This window comes from Eleftheria terrae, from assembly GCF_030419005.1.
Taxonomy (GTDB): Bacteria; Pseudomonadota; Gammaproteobacteria; order Burkholderiales; family Burkholderiaceae_C; genus Caldimonas; species Caldimonas terrae.
The window spans coordinates 3,231,142-3,247,611 of sequence record NZ_CP106951.1; the positions used below are offsets into that span (position 1 = coordinate 3,231,142).

Genomic DNA, 16,470 nt, shown 5'->3' on the forward strand with positions numbered 1-16,470 from the left:
CCGCCAGGGAAACGGCGCGCCCTCGCGCCGGCTCCCTGCGGCCACCCCCATTTGGGTGGCTGATTTCGCCGCGATGACAGCTGGGCCCCCGGGCCGTCATCGCGGAGCACGCACTCACGTCAGAGGCCGCGAAAGCCCTCAAGTCCTGCTGAAATATGAGGCACCGGCTTGTGGTTTTTCCGCCAAACCGCTACCATCGCGGCTTCAGTTTTCAGGGAAAACCCCGTGGCATCCGCTACTCGGTCACTTCGGTGGCAGTCGCTCCGAACCCTAGGAGTCACATGCGCCGCAGTGATGCTGGCCCTGGCTCCCGGACTCGCTTCATCGCGAGAAGCAACACCGGGGAACCAGTCGGGCCTCAGCGCTGTCGAACTGGCCGAGTTGCCCCGGCAGGCCCAAGAGACCCACCGGCTGATTCGTGAGGGAGGCCCCTTCCCCCACGATAAGGACGGAACGGTGTTCTCCAACCGCGAGCGCTTGCTGCCCGCGAAAACGCGTGGCTTCTACCGAGAGTACACGGTGAAGACGCCTCGTGTGCGCCATCGTGGCGCGCGGCGCATCGTTTGCGGTGGCCTGCAACCCACCCTCCCTGAGGCCTGCTATTACACCGACGACCACTATGCGAGCTTTCGCCGGATCGTCGAATGAATCGTACTAAAGAGGGGATCGTGACCATGCTGCTGCAGACCGTCCGTCCGAACATCGTCCAGTCCATCCGCGCCTTCCGCGTGGAAGACCTGTTGCAGACCGCGCAAGACACCGGTCAGCACTTCCTCTATGCGAACCTGGGCAATGCCCAGACCAAACAGGAAGTGCTGGAGGGCATCGCCGAAGCCTTCCTGTTCCCGCCGCACTTCGGCAAGAACTTCGACGCGCTGTACGACTGCATGACCGACCTGGTCCACAAGGCCGGCCCGCAACCCGGCTTCATCGTGGTGCTGGAGCAGATCCCCGACAACCCCCGCTTCGACCGCGAAGCCCGCGAGCAACTGCTCGACGTCTTCCGCGACGCCGCCGACTACTGGGGGGACCGAAAAATACCATTCAGGTGTTTTTATTCTTTTCTGTAGCCCGCTCCCAGGAAATCGGGTCATGGGAGCGGGCCAACGAAGTGGCCCAGAACAGCGAGATCGCCGCCGCGAAGGCAGCCTCGAGCAAACCGTCGAAGTCCGGCAGCAACCCCGCCTTCGGCACCAACATGCCCTTGATGAGCAGCGCCTTCGACACGGCCTGCTGGCTCGCGGCAGCCTGACGCTGGCGGCCCCGGCCGCCACGTGGCAATGACAAAAGCGGCCCGCGGGCCGCTTTTTGCTGCCCGCTGCAGGCGGGCGCCCGGGCAAGGGGTGCCGGCTCAGTGGCCGTCGGCTGGCGCAGCGGGCACTGCCTCGGCCAGCGCGAGGTATTCGTGCACTGGCACCTCCTCGGCCCGGCGCTGCAGGTCGAAGTCGCCGGCAAAGCCCTGCTGCTCCAGCCACCGCCCCAGGCTGTGGCGCAGCAGCTTGCGGCGCTGCGAGAAGGCCACCGCCACCAGCTCGCCCAGGCGCACCCGGTCCACCGCCGGTGGCGTGCGCAGCGGCGTCAGCCGCACCACCGCGGAGTCGACCCGCGGCGGCGGGGCGAAGGCCTCCGGGGGCACCTCCAGCAGCGACTCGATCTCATAGCGCCACTGCAGCATCACGCTGAGCCGGCCATAGTCTTTCTGGCCCGGCGCGGCCGCCATGCGGTCGACCACTTCCTTCTGCAGCATGAAGTGCTGGTCCTCGATGACGTCCACCTGGTCCAGCAGGTGGAAGGCGATCGGCGAGGAGATGTTGTACGGCAGGTTGCCGACCACCCTCAGCTTGCGGCCGGCCTGCTCCGCCAGCGGCCGGAAGTCGACCTGCAGCACGTCGGCCTCCACCACCGTCAGCTCCGGGCGCTTGCGCAGGCGCGCGGCCAGGTCGCGGTCCAGCTCGATCACGGTGAGGCGCTGGCAGCGCTCCAGCAGCGGATCGGTCAGCGCGCCCAGGCCGGGACCGATCTCGACCAGCGCTTCGCCCGGCCGCGGATCGATGGCCCGGACGATGTCGTCGAGGACGGTGGTGTCGGTCAGGAAATGCTGGCCGAAGCGCTTGCGGGCAATGTGTTTCATCGGGTCAGGGGCGGCCGTCGTGCGGGCGCCGGGCTCATTGCGGCGGCTCGCGCATCTCGATGTAGGCCTGGCCGCGGATCTCGCGGGCCCACTCGGTATAGGCGGTCTCGAACTTCTGCTCGCGCAGCGCATTGGTGGCCAGCTCGCGCTGCTGGCGGGCATCGAGCTGGGCCTCGCGCCGCTCGGTCACCTGCACCAGATGGGCACCGAAGCGCGACATGAAGGGCTCGGACAGCTTGCCAACCTCGGTGCTGTTGAGCACCTGCTCGAACTCGGGCACGAACTGGCCCGGGTTGGCCCAGCCCAGATCGCCGCCCTGCGGCGCGCTGCCGTCTTCCGAGTACTCGCGCGCCAGCTGGGCGAAACCGGCTTGGCCGCCCTCGATGCGCTGCTTGTAGTCGCGCAGCCGGCGCAGCGCCGTCTCTTGCGTCAGCTGCGGCGAGACGCGCAGCAGGATGTGGCGCGAGCGGGTCTGCGTGATGGTCAGCGCCTTGCTGTCCTTGCGCTCGATGAGCTTGAGGACATGGAAGCCGGCGCCCGATCGCACCAGTTGCGGCGCCACTTCGCCGGCCTTCAGCTCGGCCACCGCCTGCACGAAGAGGTCGGGCAAGCGGTCGGCCGCGCGCAGTCCGAGCTGGCCAGCCTGGTCCTTGTTGGGGCCGTCGGAGAAATCGCGCACCAGGTCGGCAAAGGGGGTGCCGGCCTTGGCTCGGGCCAGCACGTCCTCGGCCCGCCGGCGGCGCTCGGTCTCCTGCTCGGCGGGGGCGCCCTCGGGCACCGACACCAGCACCTGGGCGATGTTGTACTCGGCCGCGCCGGCCGCTTCGCCGCGGATCTCGTTCAGGAATTTCTGGATGTCGGCATCGCTGACGCGGATGCGGGCCTGCACCTCGCGCTCGCGCAGGCGGCTGAGCATCAGCTCGTCGCGCACGTTGTTGCGAAAGCGGGCGAAATCGATGCCCTGGGTGCGCAGCCGCTCGCGCAGCTGCGCCAGCGACAACTGGTTCTGTGCCGCGACGTTGCCCACGGCGCGGTCCACTTCGGCGTCATCCACCCGCATGCCGATCATGCGAGCGTGCGAGAGCTGCGCGCGGTCGTCGATCAGGGCATCCAGCACCTGCTGGCGCAGCTGCTCGCGCGGCGGCAGGCGGCTGCCACTGCGGGCGGCGTCCTGCTCGATGCGGGCGATGCGCTGCTGCACGTCGTTGTTGGTCACCAGTTCCTGGTTGACGACGGCGACGATGAAGTCGCCGCCACGCGGCGCACCGGCCGGCTGCGCCCAGACCAGGCCGGGCACCAGCAAGGCGACGGCGGCCGCGGCCGCCAGGCGGCGTTGCAGGCCGCGCAGCAAGGAGAAGGATGGGGTCATAACGCTGTGCTGTGTTGGGTCGGGGCCGCGCGCTAGTGGTCTTCGCGCAGCGGTTGGTAGCCGGGGATATTGTCCTGCCAGACGCGCAGTGGGTTGGCACCGAAGCCCAGGCGCGACAAGCCGACGAACTCCAGCTGCAGCATCAGCCGCGTGGTGCCGTCGCTGCGGCTGATGGAACGCCGCTCGACCGCCAGGCGGCCGATCCAGCAGCCGGCGTCGTATTCGAAGCCGACCAGTGAATCGGTCAGCCGGCGGTCGCGCATGCTGTAGTTGGCCCGCCCCACGGTGTAGAGCGAGCCCAGGCAGGCCGAGCCACCCGAGCCTTCGGACGGCTTGGCCCGGTACAGCGGCCATTGCCAGCCGATGTCCAGCTGCTCGCTGGCCTTGCGGGTGAAGGTGTAGTTGGCCCCGATGGTGCGGAAGGCGCCCGGCGAGAAACGCACGCCGAGCGTCGAGCGCACCGAGCGCCGCAGGTCCGGGTTGTACTGGGTCGAGCCGCCCACCCACCAGTTGGGGATCAGGCCGGTCGAGCCGAGCAGCAGCACGTCGCTGAAGCGCTCGCGGAAAGGCTCGCCCTCGGGCGTGATGCGCTGCTCGCGGAACAGGTAGCGCTGCGCCAGCCCCAAGCGCAGGGCCTCGACGCCGTTGGCTTCGTCATAGAAGCGGGTGAAGGCGCCGGCCGTCACATGGTGCGCGTCGGCCACGCGGTCGACGCCCGAGAAGGGGTTCTCGGTGAACAGCGAGGTCAGCGTGAAGTCCTTCACCGCGGTGTCGAACACCGGGATGTCGCTCTGGTCCCGGTAGGGCGTGTTGACGTACAGCAGCCGCGGCTCGAAGGTCTGCAGGAAGCGGCGGCCGAACAGTTGGCTCTCGCGCTCGAAGGTCCAGCCGGTGTCGATGCTGAAGGTCGGGATGACGCGCGACTCCGATCGCGAACGGGCCCCGCCGCGGGTCGCGTCGATGCGGTAGGTGGCGGCGTTGATCGACAGCTTGGGCCGCAGATACCAGCCCGGCGTGTCGACCACCGACCAGCTCAGGCTGCCGAGGGCATGCACCCGGGTGGCGTCGGGCCGGTCGTCGGCCCGCGAGGCGCGGTCGTACAACGCGAAGCGGTTGGCCTCGGTCTCGAGCGTGGCCCGCCAGCCGTGGCCCAGCTCCTGGGTGCGCCGCAGGCCCAGCTGCGGCTCGCGGCTGTAGGGCGCCTCGATCGGCGCGCTCGGGTCCTGCAGCACCTGCCAGCGCTGCACGCGGCTGTAGAGCTGCCAGTCGTCCAGCCACCAGCTGGCATGGGCGTCACCCGGCAGCAGGCGGCGCGTCAGGCCGGGGATGTTGCGCTCCAGGTCCTTCCAGTAGTCGTCATCGGAGACCCGGTTGACGTTCAGGCCGTACTCGCCCTCGTAGGGCAGGCGGCCGTCATGCAAGGCATGCAGCATCGTGCGCGAACCGCCCCAGACGCGGTCATCGGGCAGCACATGCAGGTTCAGCTCGCCGTGGTAGCCCGGCTGCAGGTAGCGGAACTGGGTGCCCAGCGCCACGCCGCGCTTGCTCATGACCGAGGGCGTCAGCGTCATGTCGAAGTTGGGCGCGATGTTCCAGTAGTAGGGCACCCCCAGCTCGAAGCCGCTCTTGCTGTCATAGCCCGGCGTTGGCGGCAGCCAGCCGGACTTGCGCTTGTCCGACAGCGGAAAGGTCAGGTAGGGCGCGGCCAGCAGCGGCACGCCGTAGAAGGTCAGCACGCCGCCTTCGGCGGTCCCCACCTCGTTCTCGAAGTCCAGCGTGACGCGGCGGCCCTTCAGCATCCAGGCGTAGTCGCCCTGGTCGTCGGGGGTGCAGCTGGAGTAGGTGGCGCCGCTGGCCAGCACCCGCTTCTGGCCGAGAAAATCGATGCGCTCGGCGCGCCCGCCGGCCTGCGTCACCGCGAAGAAATAGCTCGGGTTGATGAAGAAGCCTTCGTAGCGCTCCACCTGCAGCTGCAGCTCCGGGCCGCTGAAGACATTGCCGTCGCGCGTCACCCGCACGTTGCCGCGCGCCTTGGCGATGCCTTGCGGGATGTCGTAGTCCAGGCGGTCGGCGTTGATGGTGGTGGGCCCGCGCTTGAGGACGACGTCGCCTTCGGCGACAGCGTCGATGTCGGGCCGGCCGGTCAGCTCACGGGCCTCGACGGTGACGGGCTGCTGGTCTTCGTCCGGCGGGGCGGCGGGTGTCTGCTGGGCCTGGGTGCCGCAGCAGGCGGCGGCGAGCAGGCAGGCGGCAGCCACAGGCCGCAGGCGAAGGACGGGCGTGACAGGCGGCTGGCGATGCAAAACAGTCGGGCGGCTGATGGCAGTGGAAGGCCGCGGCACGTGAAGGATCACCGCGCTGGCGCCCTCCTGAACGGTGCCCTGGCCGGGCGGTTTGTAGAATCGATTATTCCATGAGCCCCCGCACCGGCCGCCAGCGGGCGTCATTGCAGGGCTTCTCCGGTGTGTTTCGGCGCGCCGCGGGCCGGTGCCGCCAGGCGCCCAGCGCCGCGCGGCCAACCTCTTCGCTTCCTCGCCATGACTCTTTCCGCCGCGACCTCCCCCGCGATTGCCTGGGCCGACGAACAACGCCGTGCCGCCTTCGAGCGCTGGCTGGACCGCCTGGCGGCCTACCAGGTCGATCCCGGCTCGCTGCGCAGCGCCAGCGCCGACGCCAGCTTCCGGCGCTATTTCCGCATCGATTCGGCGGCAGGCACCCGCATCATCATGGATGCGCCGCCCAGCCACGAGGACTGCCGGCCGTTCGTGAAGGTCGGCCGCCTGCTGCGCGACGCCGGCCTGAATGCGCCCGAGATCCTCGAATGGAGCGAGGCCGACGGCTTCATGCTGTTGTCCGACCTCGGCACCACCACCTACCTGGCGGAGCTGAATGTCGGCAACGCGGCTTCGCTCTACGGCGACGCCACGTCGGCGCTGGTGCGCATGCAGGGCATTGCTGCACGCGAGCAGCTGCCGGCCTATGACCGCGCACTGCTGACCCGGGAGCTGCAACTGTTTCCGGAGTGGTACATCGGCCGCCACATCGGCTATGTCCTGAGCGAGGACGAGCAGCGCCTGCTGCAGCGCAGCTTCGAGCTGATCCTGGATGCGGCGCTGGCCCAGCCGGCGGTGCTGGTGCACCGCGACTACCACTCGCGCAACCTGATGGTGTGCCCCGACAGCGGCAACCCGGGGGTGATCGACTTCCAGGACGCGGTCTGGGGCCCCATCACCTACGACCTGGCCTCGCTGCTGCGCGACGCCTATGTCGAGTGGGAGGAGGAGCAGCAGATCGACTGGGCCGTGCGCTACTGGCAGAAGGCACGCAAGGCCGGCCTGCCGGTGAGCGCCGACTTCGGCGAGTTCTGGCGCGACTTCGAATGGATGGGGCTGCAGCGCCACCTGAAGGTGCTGGGCATCTTCTGCCGGCTCTACCACCGCGACGGCAAGGACGGCTACCTGAAGGACCTGCCCCTGGTCTGGCGCTACGCGCATCGCGTGGCGGCGCGCTACAACGTCCTGACCCCGCTGGCCCAGCTGCTGGAGCGGCTGGCCGGCGAGCAGCGCGAGGCCGGCTACACCTTCTGAGGCCTGAGGCTGGCCCTCGGCGGCGCCCTCAGGCCGCCGCCTGCTCCAGCGGCTGCGGGTCCTCGGCCGGCGTCATCGCGCGGTGCGCCGTCTCGCAGCCGGCCGCCGCAAGCCATGGGTCGCGATCTTCCGCAGCGAAGGTGTTGACCAGGAAGTCCATGAAGGCCCGCGTGCGGGCCGGCACGTACTTGCGGCTCGGCATGGCGGCATAGATGGTGTAGTCCATGATGCGCCACTCCGGCAGCACCCGCTCCAGCGCATGCTCCAGCAGGGCGTCCTCCACCATGAAGGACGGCAGTCCGACGATGCCCAGCCCCGCCAGCGCAGCGGCATACAGCGTGTCGATATGGTGAGTGCTGAGGGCCGCCCGCGGCTCCACCTCGACGCCGCCCGGCAGCGCCTTGCCGAAGGGGCAGTTCTCGAAGCGCCAGGTGCGCGGCACGTTGGGCAGGTTGGCCACCAGGCACTCGTGGTGCGCCAGGTCGGCCGGCGTCACCGGCCGGCCGCGCTTGTCGAGATAGGACGGCGCCGCGCAGGTCACCACTTCCGTGCGGGCCAGCTTGCGGGCCACGAAGTCGCCGGTCAATGGACGCGGCCCGACAAACAGGATGGACACGTCATACGCTTCATCGGCCGCCTCCACCGGGCCGCCGGCCGTCAGGTCCACCGTCACCTTGGGGCACTGGTCGCGGAACTTGGGCAGGTGCTTGGCCAGCTGGTGCACGGCGAACGCGCCCGGCACCAGTACCCGCAGGTGGCCCTTCGGCTCGGCCACCGCCGCGCTGGCCAGTGCTTCGGCCTCCTCGACCTCGGTGAGGATCTGCCGCACCCGCTCCAGATAGGTTTCACCGATGTCGGTCAGCGCCAGGCGCCGGGTGGTGCGCTGGATCAGCCGCGCGCCGAGGTGGGCTTCCAGGTCAGCCACCAGCCGGGTGACCACTGCCGCCGACAGGTCCAGCGCACGTGCCGCGGCCGCGAAGCTGCCCTCGTCGATGACCTTGGAGAACACGCGCATGGAATGCAGACGATCCATCTGACCACCTCCGTTTGTTGCGGATTCCGGAAGTATTCATTGTAGCGGCGCCGATTTTTCCACCCCGGGTTAACACCTAAAGTCACTCCCATCGATGAGCACCCACCCAAGGCGCTCGGGGCCCAGCGATGGGCCGGACGGCAGCACGCTCGTCCCGACCCCTGACCAACGACCACACTGGAGATGAACATGAACACCCGCCAACGCCTGATCGCCGCCCTGGTGACCGCCTTTGCCGCCACCGGTGCCTTCGCCGGCGAAGCGAATGCCGATGACGAGACCTGGACGCGCCAGGCGCCCTCGGTCAAGAGCCGCGCCGAGGTCAAGGCGGAGCTGGCCCAGCTCCGCGCTGAAGGCGCGCTGCCGGTGTCCAGCGGCGAAGCCACCGTTTTCCCCGGCAGCCGTGCCAGCGCCACCGCGCGCAGCCGCGATGCCGTGAAGCGCGAAGCCGCCGAAGCGCTGCGCAGCCCGGGCAGCGCCGCTCCCATCAACGTCGGCGGCTGACCGGCCCCTGCCCCGGTCGCGTTCCGGCCGCCCGGCCGGAACTGCTTCAAGGGCTTGCCACGCCCCGTGGCACTTGCCGCGCCGGCAAGCTGAAGCCCGCCTTCACCACGGTGATGCCGTCCCGCTCACGGCTCTCGCGCAGGCCGGGTTGGCCGTCGAAGAGATAAGGCCGCTGTGCCACCGAGGCGCCAGCGGCGCCCGACACGGGCGCAAAGTGGAGCTGCACCGGCTCGCCGCGCAGCGCCTGCGTGGTGATGTAGCTGATGAGGGCATGCTCCAGCGAGTGGTAGCCGTTTTTCCAATGGTGCTGCTTCAGGCTGACCGGCGGCGGCGCGCCCTCGGCAGAGAGCCCGCCGTGCACTTCGCCGCCGTCATGGTCGACGAAGTGGCGCAGCCAGTACGGCCAGCTGCGAACCAGGTAGCGGTCGGGTCCAGGCTCGTCGAGCGCGAGCGTGGCCGCCAGCTGGTCGAGTTCCGCATGGATCCACCAGGACTTGCCCGCATCGACACCATCCGCGGTCCAGGCCGAGGCCCATGAGCCGCTGTCGTCGAGCCAGGCCTGCCGCAGCAGCGCACGCGCCTGGCGGCGCGCCCAGCGCTGCGCCTGCGCGTCACCGAGCTGTCGGCCCGCCAGCATCACCATCCAGAAAGCCTTGCCGCTGTGGCCGAAGTCGTTGTGGCGCGCCCCGGGCTGCGCGCCACCAGCGTCCAGGGTACCGACACACCGCGGAGCCGGCACACCGCAATAGCGGGTGCGGATGGCCCGCAGCAGGCGGCGCATGTCGGCCTGCCAGCGCGCGCGCTGCTCTCCCTGCAGGCGCGGCAGGGTCAGCACCATGTAGGCATTGAGCGGATCGAGCTGGGCCACCAGCTCGCCGCGTTGCGCGCCAGGGCCCTGCAGGGTCCAGCGCATCTGGCCCTGCCGCGGGTCATAGTGACGCATCAGGTGCCGGTGCAACCGGTCCAGGTCGGCCAGGGTCCCGGCGTCGCCCGTCAGGTAGTGCCAGGCCGCCAGTGCGAGGCCGGCATAGGCGAGGTCCTGCACCGTGCGCTCGCCCACCGCAGGCTGGGGCCGGCCGCCCGCGTCGTAGTAGGTGGCCGCGCTGCCGCTGTGCGGGTCGAGGGCGCGGGCGCGGATGTCTTCCACCCCGGCCCCGGCCAGCCGCAGCAGGGCCGGGTCCCCGTTCAGGTGGAATCCCATCGCATAGGCGAAGACCTGGCGGGCCTGCATGCGCACATAGTCGCGGCCCAGCTCCTCGCGCAGCCAGCCCGGTGCGCCGGCCAGTTCGGCGCACGGCTGGCGAGCGTCATAGGGGCGGCCGTCGAGGCAGCGAAAGGTCGGGAAGCGGCCCACCGGCTGCCCCTGTGCGCCCGGCGCGCGCCAGTAGCGCAGCAGGTCGTCCTCGGCATGCCGCAGCCAGACCGCGCCGTCGGGCAGTGCATCGGCACCGTCCACCGGCCCGGCCAGCGCCGCGCCTGCGGCAAGGAACATCGACAAGCAACACAGAACAGCACGCAGCGCCACGACTCGTCTCCTGAAAAGGCCGGCATCGGCCAGGCATCGCTGGAAAGCAGAACAACGTTGAGGAACAACTCCGGCACTGCAACTGTACCGATCGTTCGGTATAGTAGAGATGTCCTCTCCCAGCCGTCAATCCAGGACCACCCGCAGGATCCTCTACGATATGCAGCGCCATCATCACGGAGCCCTTGTTGACGAGATCCACACTGAGCCGGGACGCGCTGGTCGAGAAGCTGGTCGAGGTGTTCTACGAATACGGCTACGACGGCGCGACGCTGCGTGTCATCTCGGAGGCCACCGGCCTGGGCAAGGCCAGCCTCTACCACCACTTCCCCGGCGGCAAGGAGCAGATGGCGGCCGCCGTGCTGGAACATTCGCGCCGCTGGGGGGCCGAGCACATCGGTGCCCTGCTGGCGAGCGAGCTCGGCGCCCAGGAGAAGGTGCGCGGCATCTTCGACGCGATCGACCAGGTGCATCACCGCGCCCAGCAGCTCACCTTGATGAACGTCTTCACCTATGGCTCGGCACGCGCGGTGTTCGGCGCGCCGGTGGCCGAGCGGGTGCGGGCCGGCCTCGAGTCGCTGGCCACGCTGCTGCAACTCTGCGGTATCGATGCGCAGCAGGCCGAAGCGCGGGCGCTGGATGCCTACATCCAGCTCGAAGGCGCGATGGTGCTGGCCCGCACGCTGGACGACCTGAACGTCTTTCGCGCCGTGGTGCGGCGCCTGCCGGACCAGCTGCTGAGCGGCGCCACCGCCGGCTGATCACCGCCCCCCTTCGGCGCCCCCTGGGCGTTGCCGCCCACGTCCTTTCCATTGGCGTCTGCCGCCTGCCGCTGGCACGGCCAGGTCGCGCCATGCCGTGCCTCTTTCCCTCCAGGAGTGCTCCATGCATCTGCTGCATCCCCAGATCGCGCCGTGGCGGCGCAAGACCGAACACGGCCTCAGCGTCATGCTGCTGGTGCGCGAGGCCCGGCCGCTGCGGGCCTGGTTGCGCCTGCTGCCCGACAACGAGGAGGAACTGATCGAGATGGCGCCGGCCGGCGAACGGCACGGCCACCTCTGCTACCAGGCCGAGCTGCCGTGGGACGGCGGCAACCCCGCCACGCTGTACAGCTTCAAGCTGCAGTTCGATGGCGGCCAGGCCTGGCTGGCCGCCGACGGGCCGCACCGGCACGTGCCGCCCGAAGCGGTGCACTTTCGCGCGCTGCCCGGCGACGAGCCGCCCGACTGGCTGGCCCGCCAGGTGTTCTACCAGGTGTTCCCGGACCGCTTCTGCCGCGGCCAGCCGGGCCCGCTGCAGCGCGACGAGCTGCACCCCCAGGCGCGCGACCAGGCGCTGATCCGGCACTGGAACGAACCGGTGCCGCTGCACCGGCCGACCGACACCTTCTATGGCGGCGACCTGCCCGGCGTGATCCAGCAGCTCGACTACCTGCAGCATGAACTGGGCGTGACGGCCCTCTACCTCAACCCCGTCTTCAGCTCGCCAAGCAACCATCGCTACGACACCAGCGACTACCACCAGGTCGACCCCGCGCTGGGCGGGGACGCGGCGCTGCAGGCCCTGTGCGAGGCCCTGCGCGAGCGGGGCATGCGCCTGGTGCTCGACGCCGTCATCAACCACACCGGCAACCACCATCCCTGGTACACCGACCCGGCGGCCGAGACCCGTGCCTGGTATGCCTTCGACGACGCCGGGAGGGTGCGCGGCTGGAAAGGCTACGACAGCCTGCCGGTGCTCGACTATGCGCAGCCCGCCGTGCGCCGCGCGATGTACGAGGCGCCCGGCTCGGTGCTGCAGCGCTGGATGGAGCCGCCCTATGCCATCGATGGCTGGCGGCTGGATGCCATCCACATGCTGGGCGAAGGCGCCGGCTCGCGCCACAACGACCGCCTGATGCGCGAGATCCGCCGGGCGGTGAAGCAGCACAGGCCCGACGCCTGCCTGCTGGGCGAGCACTTCTTCGAGGCCACCCGCTGGCTGCAGGGCGACCAGGAAGACGGCGCCATGAACTACTACGGCTTTGCCCATCCGGTGCGGGCCTGGCTGGCCGGACTGGACGGCAACGGGCACCCCATCGCGCTGTCCACGCCGGACTTCGAGCGCTGGCTCACGCGGGCGCGCACCGCCCTGCCCTTTGCCCAGCAGCTGGCCCAGCTCAACCTGCTGGGCAGCCATGACACTGCGCGCCTGCTGACCCTGCTCGACGGTGACGTGGAAGCCATGCAACTCGCGCTGACGCTGTTGATGACCTATCCCGGGGTGCCCTGCCTGTACTACGGCGACGAGATCGGCCTGCAGGGCGGGCCCGACCCGGACTGCCGGCGCTGCTTCGACTGGCGTCGCCCGCACTGGAACCACCGGCTGTTCGAGCACAGCCGCGAGCTGGTCCGGCTGCGCCGCAGCCGCCCCGAGCTGAGCCAGGGCGAGATGCTGACCCTGGCCTGCAGTGGCGAGGTGTACGCCTACGTGCGCTACGACGCCGAGGCCGCGACGCTGGTGGCGGTGAACCGGGGCGAGGCCTGTGGCGTCACGCTGGACCTGACCGCGCTGCCGCTGCCACCGTGTCGCTGGCAGCCCGCCCAGGGCGCCACCGCCGTGGCGCCGGCGGGGCAGCAGCTGCGGCTGGAACTGCCGCGGCGTGGCGCCGCCGTGCTGTGCTCCCAGCCGGGGTGAGGCAGCCTCAGACCAGTTCGAACTCGGCACTGCCGAGGCAGCGACCGTTGACCAGCACCTCGATGCGGTGGCTGCCCGGGTAGAGCTTGCGGGTGCTGCGCACCGTGAAGTCGCGCCGCCACCCGAAGGACTCGGCGACGCCCGGCTTGAGCTCGCGCACCTCGCCCTTGAAGACCTTGCGGCGTGGCGCGCCGCGCGCGGCCTGGTAGTGCACCGCATAGTCCACGCAGGCCGCCAGCGGCTGCGGGCCCGGGTGCCGCAGCTCGAAGCACAGGGCCAGCGTCTGGCCGATGTGCAGCTGCTTGCGGTCCAGGGTCAGTCCGGCCAGCGTCACGGCATGCTCCGAGGCATAGCCAAGCAGCGCGAGCGCCTGTGGATGGCCCTGCTTGACGAGGGTGCGCAGGCCGCGCTCGACGGTGCGCCGTGCCTGCGGGCCGGCACTTGCCAGCCAGCGCCCGGCCGCTGCCACGGCCAGCGCGGGGTCGAGCCGGCTGATGTCGTTGAGGTGGTTGGCTGCCGAGCGGCGCACGATCTCCTGCTCGTCGCCGGCCAGCCGGTCGATCACGGCCAGCCCCCGGGACGGGTCCTCCACCAGCGCCGCCACCCGGCGGCCCCAGGGCAGCAGGGGCCGGGAGCCTTCGCTGGCCAGGCGCCGCACCCGCCATTCGGGATGCCCGCACCAGCGGTGCAGACGCTCGAAGGTGGCCTGCGGCTCGTGCTCGAGGAAGGGCCGGATGGCGAACTCGCCCGTGAAGTGGCAGGTCATGCGCTCCAGCGCGTCGAGCGAGGCAGCGACATCGTCCAGCCCGGCCTCGGCCACGAACTGCAGGTGCGGCGCATGGCGGAAGGCGGCCATGCCCTCGACCACCGGCGGCCCCTGGCGTGCCGGCCCCATCGCACGCAGCAGCACGTCCAGCGCCTGCCGGTAGTCGCTCGGCAGACAGGCCACCATGGCGTGGGCCACCCGTGCCACCCGCTCCATCAGGGTCAGGCGGTCAAAGCCGTCGAGGCAGGCAGCCACGAAGGCCGCCCGGTCGAAGGGCGGATGCGCAGCGAGCAGGCCGGCGGCGATCCACCGCACGGTGTCGGCGCTGAAGCCGTCTTTCAGGGCAGGCAGGGTGTCGGTGGGCAGGCTCATGGGGCGTCGGCGGCGGAAGTCGGACACGGCAGGGCCACAGCCTAGCCCGCGCCCCTGACAGCCGCCGTCAGGAGCGCCGAGCGGCGCCGGCTGGTGCACACTGCGCGGCATGACCACTCGATCCTCGCCCCGCCTCTACACCCCCATGCCCCTGCTTGCCGGCGCCACGCTGGCCCTGCCGCCCGGCCCCGCCCGCCATGTGCAGGTGCTGCGCCTGCAGCCGGGTGACGCGGTGACCCTGTTCAACGGTGATGGCGGCGAATGGAGCGCCCGCGTCGCGCGCATGGGCCGCAGCGAGGTGGAGGTGAGCGTCGACGCCCATCATCCCGGCGACCGGGAACTGCCGTGCACGGTGACGCTCGCCGTCGGCATGCCGGCCAACGACCGGATGGACTGGCTGGTCGAGAAAGCCACCGAGCTGGGCGCGGCGGAGATCCAGCCGCTGGTGTGCGAGCGTTCGGTGCTGCGCCTGTCCGGCGAGCGGGCGGACAAGAAGGTGGCGCACTGGCAGGGCGTGGCCATTGCCGCCAGCGAACAGAGCGGCCGCACCCGGGTGCCGGTGATCGCCCCGGTGCGCGCGCTGCGCGACTGGTGCGCTGGCCTGCCGCCAGCCGCCGGACTGCGCGCGGTGCTGAGCCTGCAGGACGCCCGCCCGCTCGCGGCCTTGCCGGTGCCGGACGGCCCCCTGCTGTTTCTGAGCGGCCCGGAAGGCGGCCTGGCGCCCGGCGAGGAGCAGGCCGCCCGCGATGCCGGCCTGCTGCCGGTCAGCCTCGGCCCGCGCACCTTGCGCTCCGAGACCGCGCCGCTGGCCGCCCTCGCCTTCCTGGGGCTGCGTGGCTGAGCACTGCGCCTGACGACTTCGCTGCAGCTCGCTATACTCGATACTCCATATCAATCACCTTCTTAATGCTCCGGAGGAATATGAAACTGATCAAAGCATGCTTGGCGGTGGCCGGTCTTTCGCTGGGGCTGATGGCCGGCTCCGCCTCCGCAGCGGATCTGCTCGACGAGGTGAAGCAGCGTGGCAGCCTGCGGGTGGCGCTGGAAGGGACCTACCCGCCGTTCAACTACCGCGACGAGCAGGGCCGGCTCACCGGCTTCGACGTGGAGATCGCCGAGGCCATCGCCGCCAAGCTGGGCGTCAAGCCGCAGTTCACCACCACCGAGTGGAGCGGCATCCTGGCCGGGCTGCAGGCCGGCAAGTACGACGTCATCGTCAACCAGGTGGCCGCGACCGACGCTCGCCGCAAGACCTTCGACTTCAGCGAGCCCTACGTGGTGTCCAGCCCGCAGCTCATCGTGCGCGCCAACGAGACCCGCTCCATCCAGGGCGTGGCCGACCTCAAGGGCAAGAAGATCGGCGTCGGTCAGGGCAGCAACTACGCCGAGCTGGCCCGCTCCATCGAGGGGGCGGAGGTCAAGGTCTATCCCGGCGCGCCGGAATACCTGCAGGACCTGGCCACCGGCCGCATCGACGTGGCGCTCAACGACAGCCTGCTGATTCCCTACCTCGCGCAGAAGACGCGCCTGCCGGTCAAGGCCGGCGCGCCGCTGGGCAAGGTCGAGAGCAACGCCATCCCCTTCCGCAAGGGCAGCCCGGCCTTCAAGCAGGCCATCGACAAGGCGCTGGAAGACCTGAAGGCCGACGGCAGCTTCGCGAAGATCTCCACCAAGTGGTTCGGCCGCGACGTCAGCAAGCCGCCAGTCGCACAATAAGCGCCGCGGGAGCCGGCCCCGCCGTGCGGCGGCTGGCCCGCCGGCGGCGCGGTCGCCGGCCCCGCTCCAGCGCCTGACCTGTTCCGCCCCGCTTCGAGGGGCGGTGTCGTTTCCGAAAGCCCTCGACGATGGATCTCGCCTCGCTGTTCGAACTGGCCGCACCGGTGATGCTGCGGGCCACCGGCTACACCCTGGTTTTCGCCGTACTGTCGATGGTGCTCGGCCTGGCGCTCGGCGCACTGGTGGCGTTGCTGCGGGTGCTGGAAGTGCCGCTGCTGAAGCAGGCGGCGGCGGTCTATGTCAGCGCGATGCGGGGCACGCCGCTGCTGGTGCAGGTCTTCATCATCTACTACGGCCTGCCGAGCATCGGCATCGAGTTCTCGCCGCTGGCGGCCGGCGTGCTGGCGCTCACGCTGAACGTGGCAGCCTACCTGTCGGAGAGCCTGCGCGGTGCCGTGCTGGGGGTGAGCAGCGGGCAGTGGATGGCCGGCACCAGCCTGGGCCTCAGCCACCTGCAGGTGCTGCGCCACATCGTCGCGCCGCAGGCGCTGCGCACCGCGGTGCCGAGCCTCAGCAACAGCCTGATCAGCCTGATCAAGGACACCTCGCTGGTGTCGGTGATCGCGGTGACCGAGCTGATGCTGGCCACCAAGGAGCTGATCTCCACCACCTTCCAGCCCTTCCCGCTCTACCTGGCGGCGGCGGGCGTCTACTGGGTACTGAGCCTGTGCTTCGAGCGCGTGCAGCGGCTGCTGGAGAAGCGGCTCGCCTTCCCTCACTGAGAGCCGGCC

General features: G+C 70.3%; 16 protein-coding genes. 9 read left to right on the forward strand and 7 right to left on the reverse strand.

Going from position 1 to position 16,470, the window contains the following annotated elements; all coding sequences use genetic code 11:
- Positions 1–294 precede the first annotated feature (294 nt).
- Together N7L95_RS14275 and N7L95_RS14280 are read left to right on the forward strand one after the other, a co-directional pair.
- Positions 295–648: a guanyl-specific ribonuclease gene (locus N7L95_RS14275; RefSeq protein WP_301255912.1), complete on the forward strand. Its 354-nt coding sequence runs from the start codon at positions 295–297 to the stop codon at positions 646–648.
- A 26-nt stretch (positions 649–674) separates the two neighbouring features.
- Positions 675–1,070, forward strand: coding sequence for a barstar family protein (locus N7L95_RS14280; protein WP_301260155.1), 396 nt, complete (start codon positions 675–677; stop codon positions 1,068–1,070).
- Here N7L95_RS14280 and N7L95_RS14285 read toward each other — a convergent pair.
- From N7L95_RS14285 to N7L95_RS14300, 4 genes are all read right to left on the reverse strand, one after another.
- Positions 1,045–1,227 carry a hypothetical protein gene (locus N7L95_RS14285; protein WP_301255913.1) on the reverse strand — a complete coding sequence of 61 codons (183 nt, stop codon included), beginning with the start codon at positions 1,225–1,227 and terminating at the stop codon, positions 1,045–1,047. The two genes, N7L95_RS14280 and N7L95_RS14285, sit on opposite strands and share 26 nt — an antisense overlap.
- 124 nt (positions 1,228–1,351) lie before the next feature.
- Positions 1,352–2,131: a 16S rRNA (adenine(1518)-N(6)/adenine(1519)-N(6))-dimethyltransferase RsmA gene (gene rsmA / locus N7L95_RS14290; RefSeq protein ID WP_301255914.1), complete on the reverse strand. Its 780-nt coding sequence runs from the start codon at positions 2,129–2,131 to the stop codon at positions 1,352–1,354.
- Positions 2,132–2,165: 34 nt separating this feature from the next.
- Positions 2,166–3,500 (reverse strand): peptidylprolyl isomerase, encoded by a 1,335-nt coding sequence (locus N7L95_RS14295; protein WP_301255915.1) that lies wholly within the window; start codon positions 3,498–3,500, stop codon positions 2,166–2,168.
- Positions 3,501–3,532: 32 nt separating this feature from the next.
- Positions 3,533–5,758 carry an LPS-assembly protein LptD gene (locus tag N7L95_RS14300; RefSeq protein ID WP_301255916.1) on the reverse strand — a complete coding sequence of 742 codons (2,226 nt, stop codon included), beginning with the start codon at positions 5,756–5,758 and terminating at the stop codon, positions 3,533–3,535.
- 279 nt (positions 5,759–6,037) lie between these two features.
- Here N7L95_RS14300 and N7L95_RS14305 point away from each other — a divergent pair, with 279 nt between their 5' ends.
- Positions 6,038–7,087, forward strand: a complete 1,050-nt coding sequence (locus N7L95_RS14305) for an aminoglycoside phosphotransferase family protein (protein WP_301255917.1) — start codon at positions 6,038–6,040, stop codon at positions 7,085–7,087.
- 28 nt (positions 7,088–7,115) lie between these two features.
- Here the strand turns inward: N7L95_RS14305 and N7L95_RS14310 are convergent, their stop codons facing one another.
- Positions 7,116–8,120, reverse strand: coding sequence for a LysR family transcriptional regulator (locus N7L95_RS14310; protein WP_301255918.1), 1,005 nt, complete (start codon positions 8,118–8,120; stop codon positions 7,116–7,118).
- A gap of 189 nt (positions 8,121–8,309) precedes the next feature.
- Here N7L95_RS14310 and N7L95_RS14315 point away from each other — a divergent pair, with 189 nt between their 5' ends.
- On the forward strand, positions 8,310–8,624 hold the full coding sequence (locus N7L95_RS14315) for a DUF4148 domain-containing protein (protein ID WP_301255919.1): 315 nt from the start codon (positions 8,310–8,312) through the stop codon (positions 8,622–8,624).
- Positions 8,625–8,670: 46 nt separating this feature from the next.
- Here N7L95_RS14315 and N7L95_RS14320 read toward each other — a convergent pair whose 3' ends face one another.
- Entirely contained in the window at positions 8,671–10,116 is a 1,446-nt protein-coding gene (locus N7L95_RS14320; RefSeq protein WP_301255920.1) for an AGE family epimerase/isomerase, read from the reverse strand.
- A 221-nt stretch (positions 10,117–10,337) separates the two neighbouring features.
- Here N7L95_RS14320 and N7L95_RS14325 point away from each other — a divergent pair, with 221 nt between their 5' ends.
- Both N7L95_RS14325 and malZ read left to right on the forward strand, forming a co-directional pair.
- Positions 10,338–10,910, forward strand: a complete 573-nt coding sequence (locus tag N7L95_RS14325; protein WP_301255921.1) for a TetR/AcrR family transcriptional regulator — start codon at positions 10,338–10,340, stop codon at positions 10,908–10,910.
- A gap of 124 nt (positions 10,911–11,034) precedes the next feature.
- Positions 11,035–12,825 (forward strand): maltodextrin glucosidase, encoded by a 1,791-nt coding sequence (gene malZ / locus N7L95_RS14330; RefSeq protein ID WP_301255922.1) that lies wholly within the window; start codon positions 11,035–11,037, stop codon positions 12,823–12,825.
- A 7-nt stretch (positions 12,826–12,832) separates the two neighbouring features.
- On the opposite strand, the gene N7L95_RS14335 is transcribed toward malZ, so the two are convergent.
- On the reverse strand, positions 12,833–13,963 hold the full coding sequence (locus N7L95_RS14335) for a DNA alkylation repair protein (protein WP_301255923.1): 1,131 nt from the start codon (positions 13,961–13,963) through the stop codon (positions 12,833–12,835).
- A gap of 109 nt (positions 13,964–14,072) precedes the next feature.
- Between N7L95_RS14335 and N7L95_RS14340 the strand changes: the two genes are divergently transcribed.
- The 3 genes from N7L95_RS14340 to N7L95_RS14350 all read left to right on the forward strand — a co-directional run bounded on the left by N7L95_RS14340 (position 14,073) and on the right by N7L95_RS14350 (position 16,461).
- Complete coding sequence (locus N7L95_RS14340; protein WP_301255924.1) at positions 14,073–14,804, forward strand: 16S rRNA (uracil(1498)-N(3))-methyltransferase; 732 nt, start codon at positions 14,073–14,075, stop codon at positions 14,802–14,804.
- Positions 14,805–14,884: 80 nt separating this feature from the next.
- Positions 14,885–15,679 carry a transporter substrate-binding domain-containing protein gene (locus N7L95_RS14345; RefSeq protein WP_301255925.1) on the forward strand — a complete coding sequence of 265 codons (795 nt, stop codon included), beginning with the start codon at positions 14,885–14,887 and terminating at the stop codon, positions 15,677–15,679.
- 128 nt (positions 15,680–15,807) lie between these two features.
- Positions 15,808–16,461 carry an amino acid ABC transporter permease gene (locus N7L95_RS14350; RefSeq protein ID WP_301255926.1) on the forward strand — a complete coding sequence of 218 codons (654 nt, stop codon included), beginning with the start codon at positions 15,808–15,810 and terminating at the stop codon, positions 16,459–16,461.
- The last annotated feature ends 9 nt before the right edge of the window (positions 16,462–16,470 follow it).

What these genes read in the sequence shown, in the direction of transcription:
- rsmA (WP_301255914.1), bottom strand. Translation starts at nt 2,131, where the DNA reads ATGAAACACATTGCCCGCAAGCGCTTCGGCCAGCATTTCCTGACCGAC.
- N7L95_RS14345 (WP_301255925.1), top strand. Translation starts at nt 14,885, where the DNA reads ATGAAACTGATCAAAGCATGCTTGGCGGTGGCCGGTCTTTCGCTGGGG.
- N7L95_RS14275 (WP_301255912.1), top strand. Translation starts at nt 295, where the DNA reads ATGCTGGCCCTGGCTCCCGGACTCGCTTCATCGCGAGAAGCAACACCG.
- N7L95_RS14305 (WP_301255917.1), top strand. Translation starts at nt 6,038, where the DNA reads ATGACTCTTTCCGCCGCGACCTCCCCCGCGATTGCCTGGGCCGACGAA.
- N7L95_RS14350 (WP_301255926.1), top strand. Translation starts at nt 15,808, where the DNA reads ATGGATCTCGCCTCGCTGTTCGAACTGGCCGCACCGGTGATGCTGCGG.
- malZ (WP_301255922.1), top strand. Translation starts at nt 11,035, where the DNA reads ATGCATCTGCTGCATCCCCAGATCGCGCCGTGGCGGCGCAAGACCGAA.
- N7L95_RS14280 (WP_301260155.1), top strand. Translation starts at nt 675, where the DNA reads ATGCTGCTGCAGACCGTCCGTCCGAACATCGTCCAGTCCATCCGCGCC.
- N7L95_RS14295 (WP_301255915.1), bottom strand. Translation starts at nt 3,500, where the DNA reads ATGACCCCATCCTTCTCCTTGCTGCGCGGCCTGCAACGCCGCCTGGCG.
- N7L95_RS14335 (WP_301255923.1), bottom strand. Translation starts at nt 13,963, where the DNA reads ATGAGCCTGCCCACCGACACCCTGCCTGCCCTGAAAGACGGCTTCAGC.
- N7L95_RS14340 (WP_301255924.1), top strand. Translation starts at nt 14,073, where the DNA reads ATGACCACTCGATCCTCGCCCCGCCTCTACACCCCCATGCCCCTGCTT.
- N7L95_RS14315 (WP_301255919.1), top strand. Translation starts at nt 8,310, where the DNA reads ATGAACACCCGCCAACGCCTGATCGCCGCCCTGGTGACCGCCTTTGCC.
- N7L95_RS14320 (WP_301255920.1), bottom strand. Translation starts at nt 10,116, where the DNA reads ATGTTCCTTGCCGCAGGCGCGGCGCTGGCCGGGCCGGTGGACGGTGCC.
- N7L95_RS14310 (WP_301255918.1), bottom strand. Translation starts at nt 8,120, where the DNA reads ATGGATCGTCTGCATTCCATGCGCGTGTTCTCCAAGGTCATCGACGAG.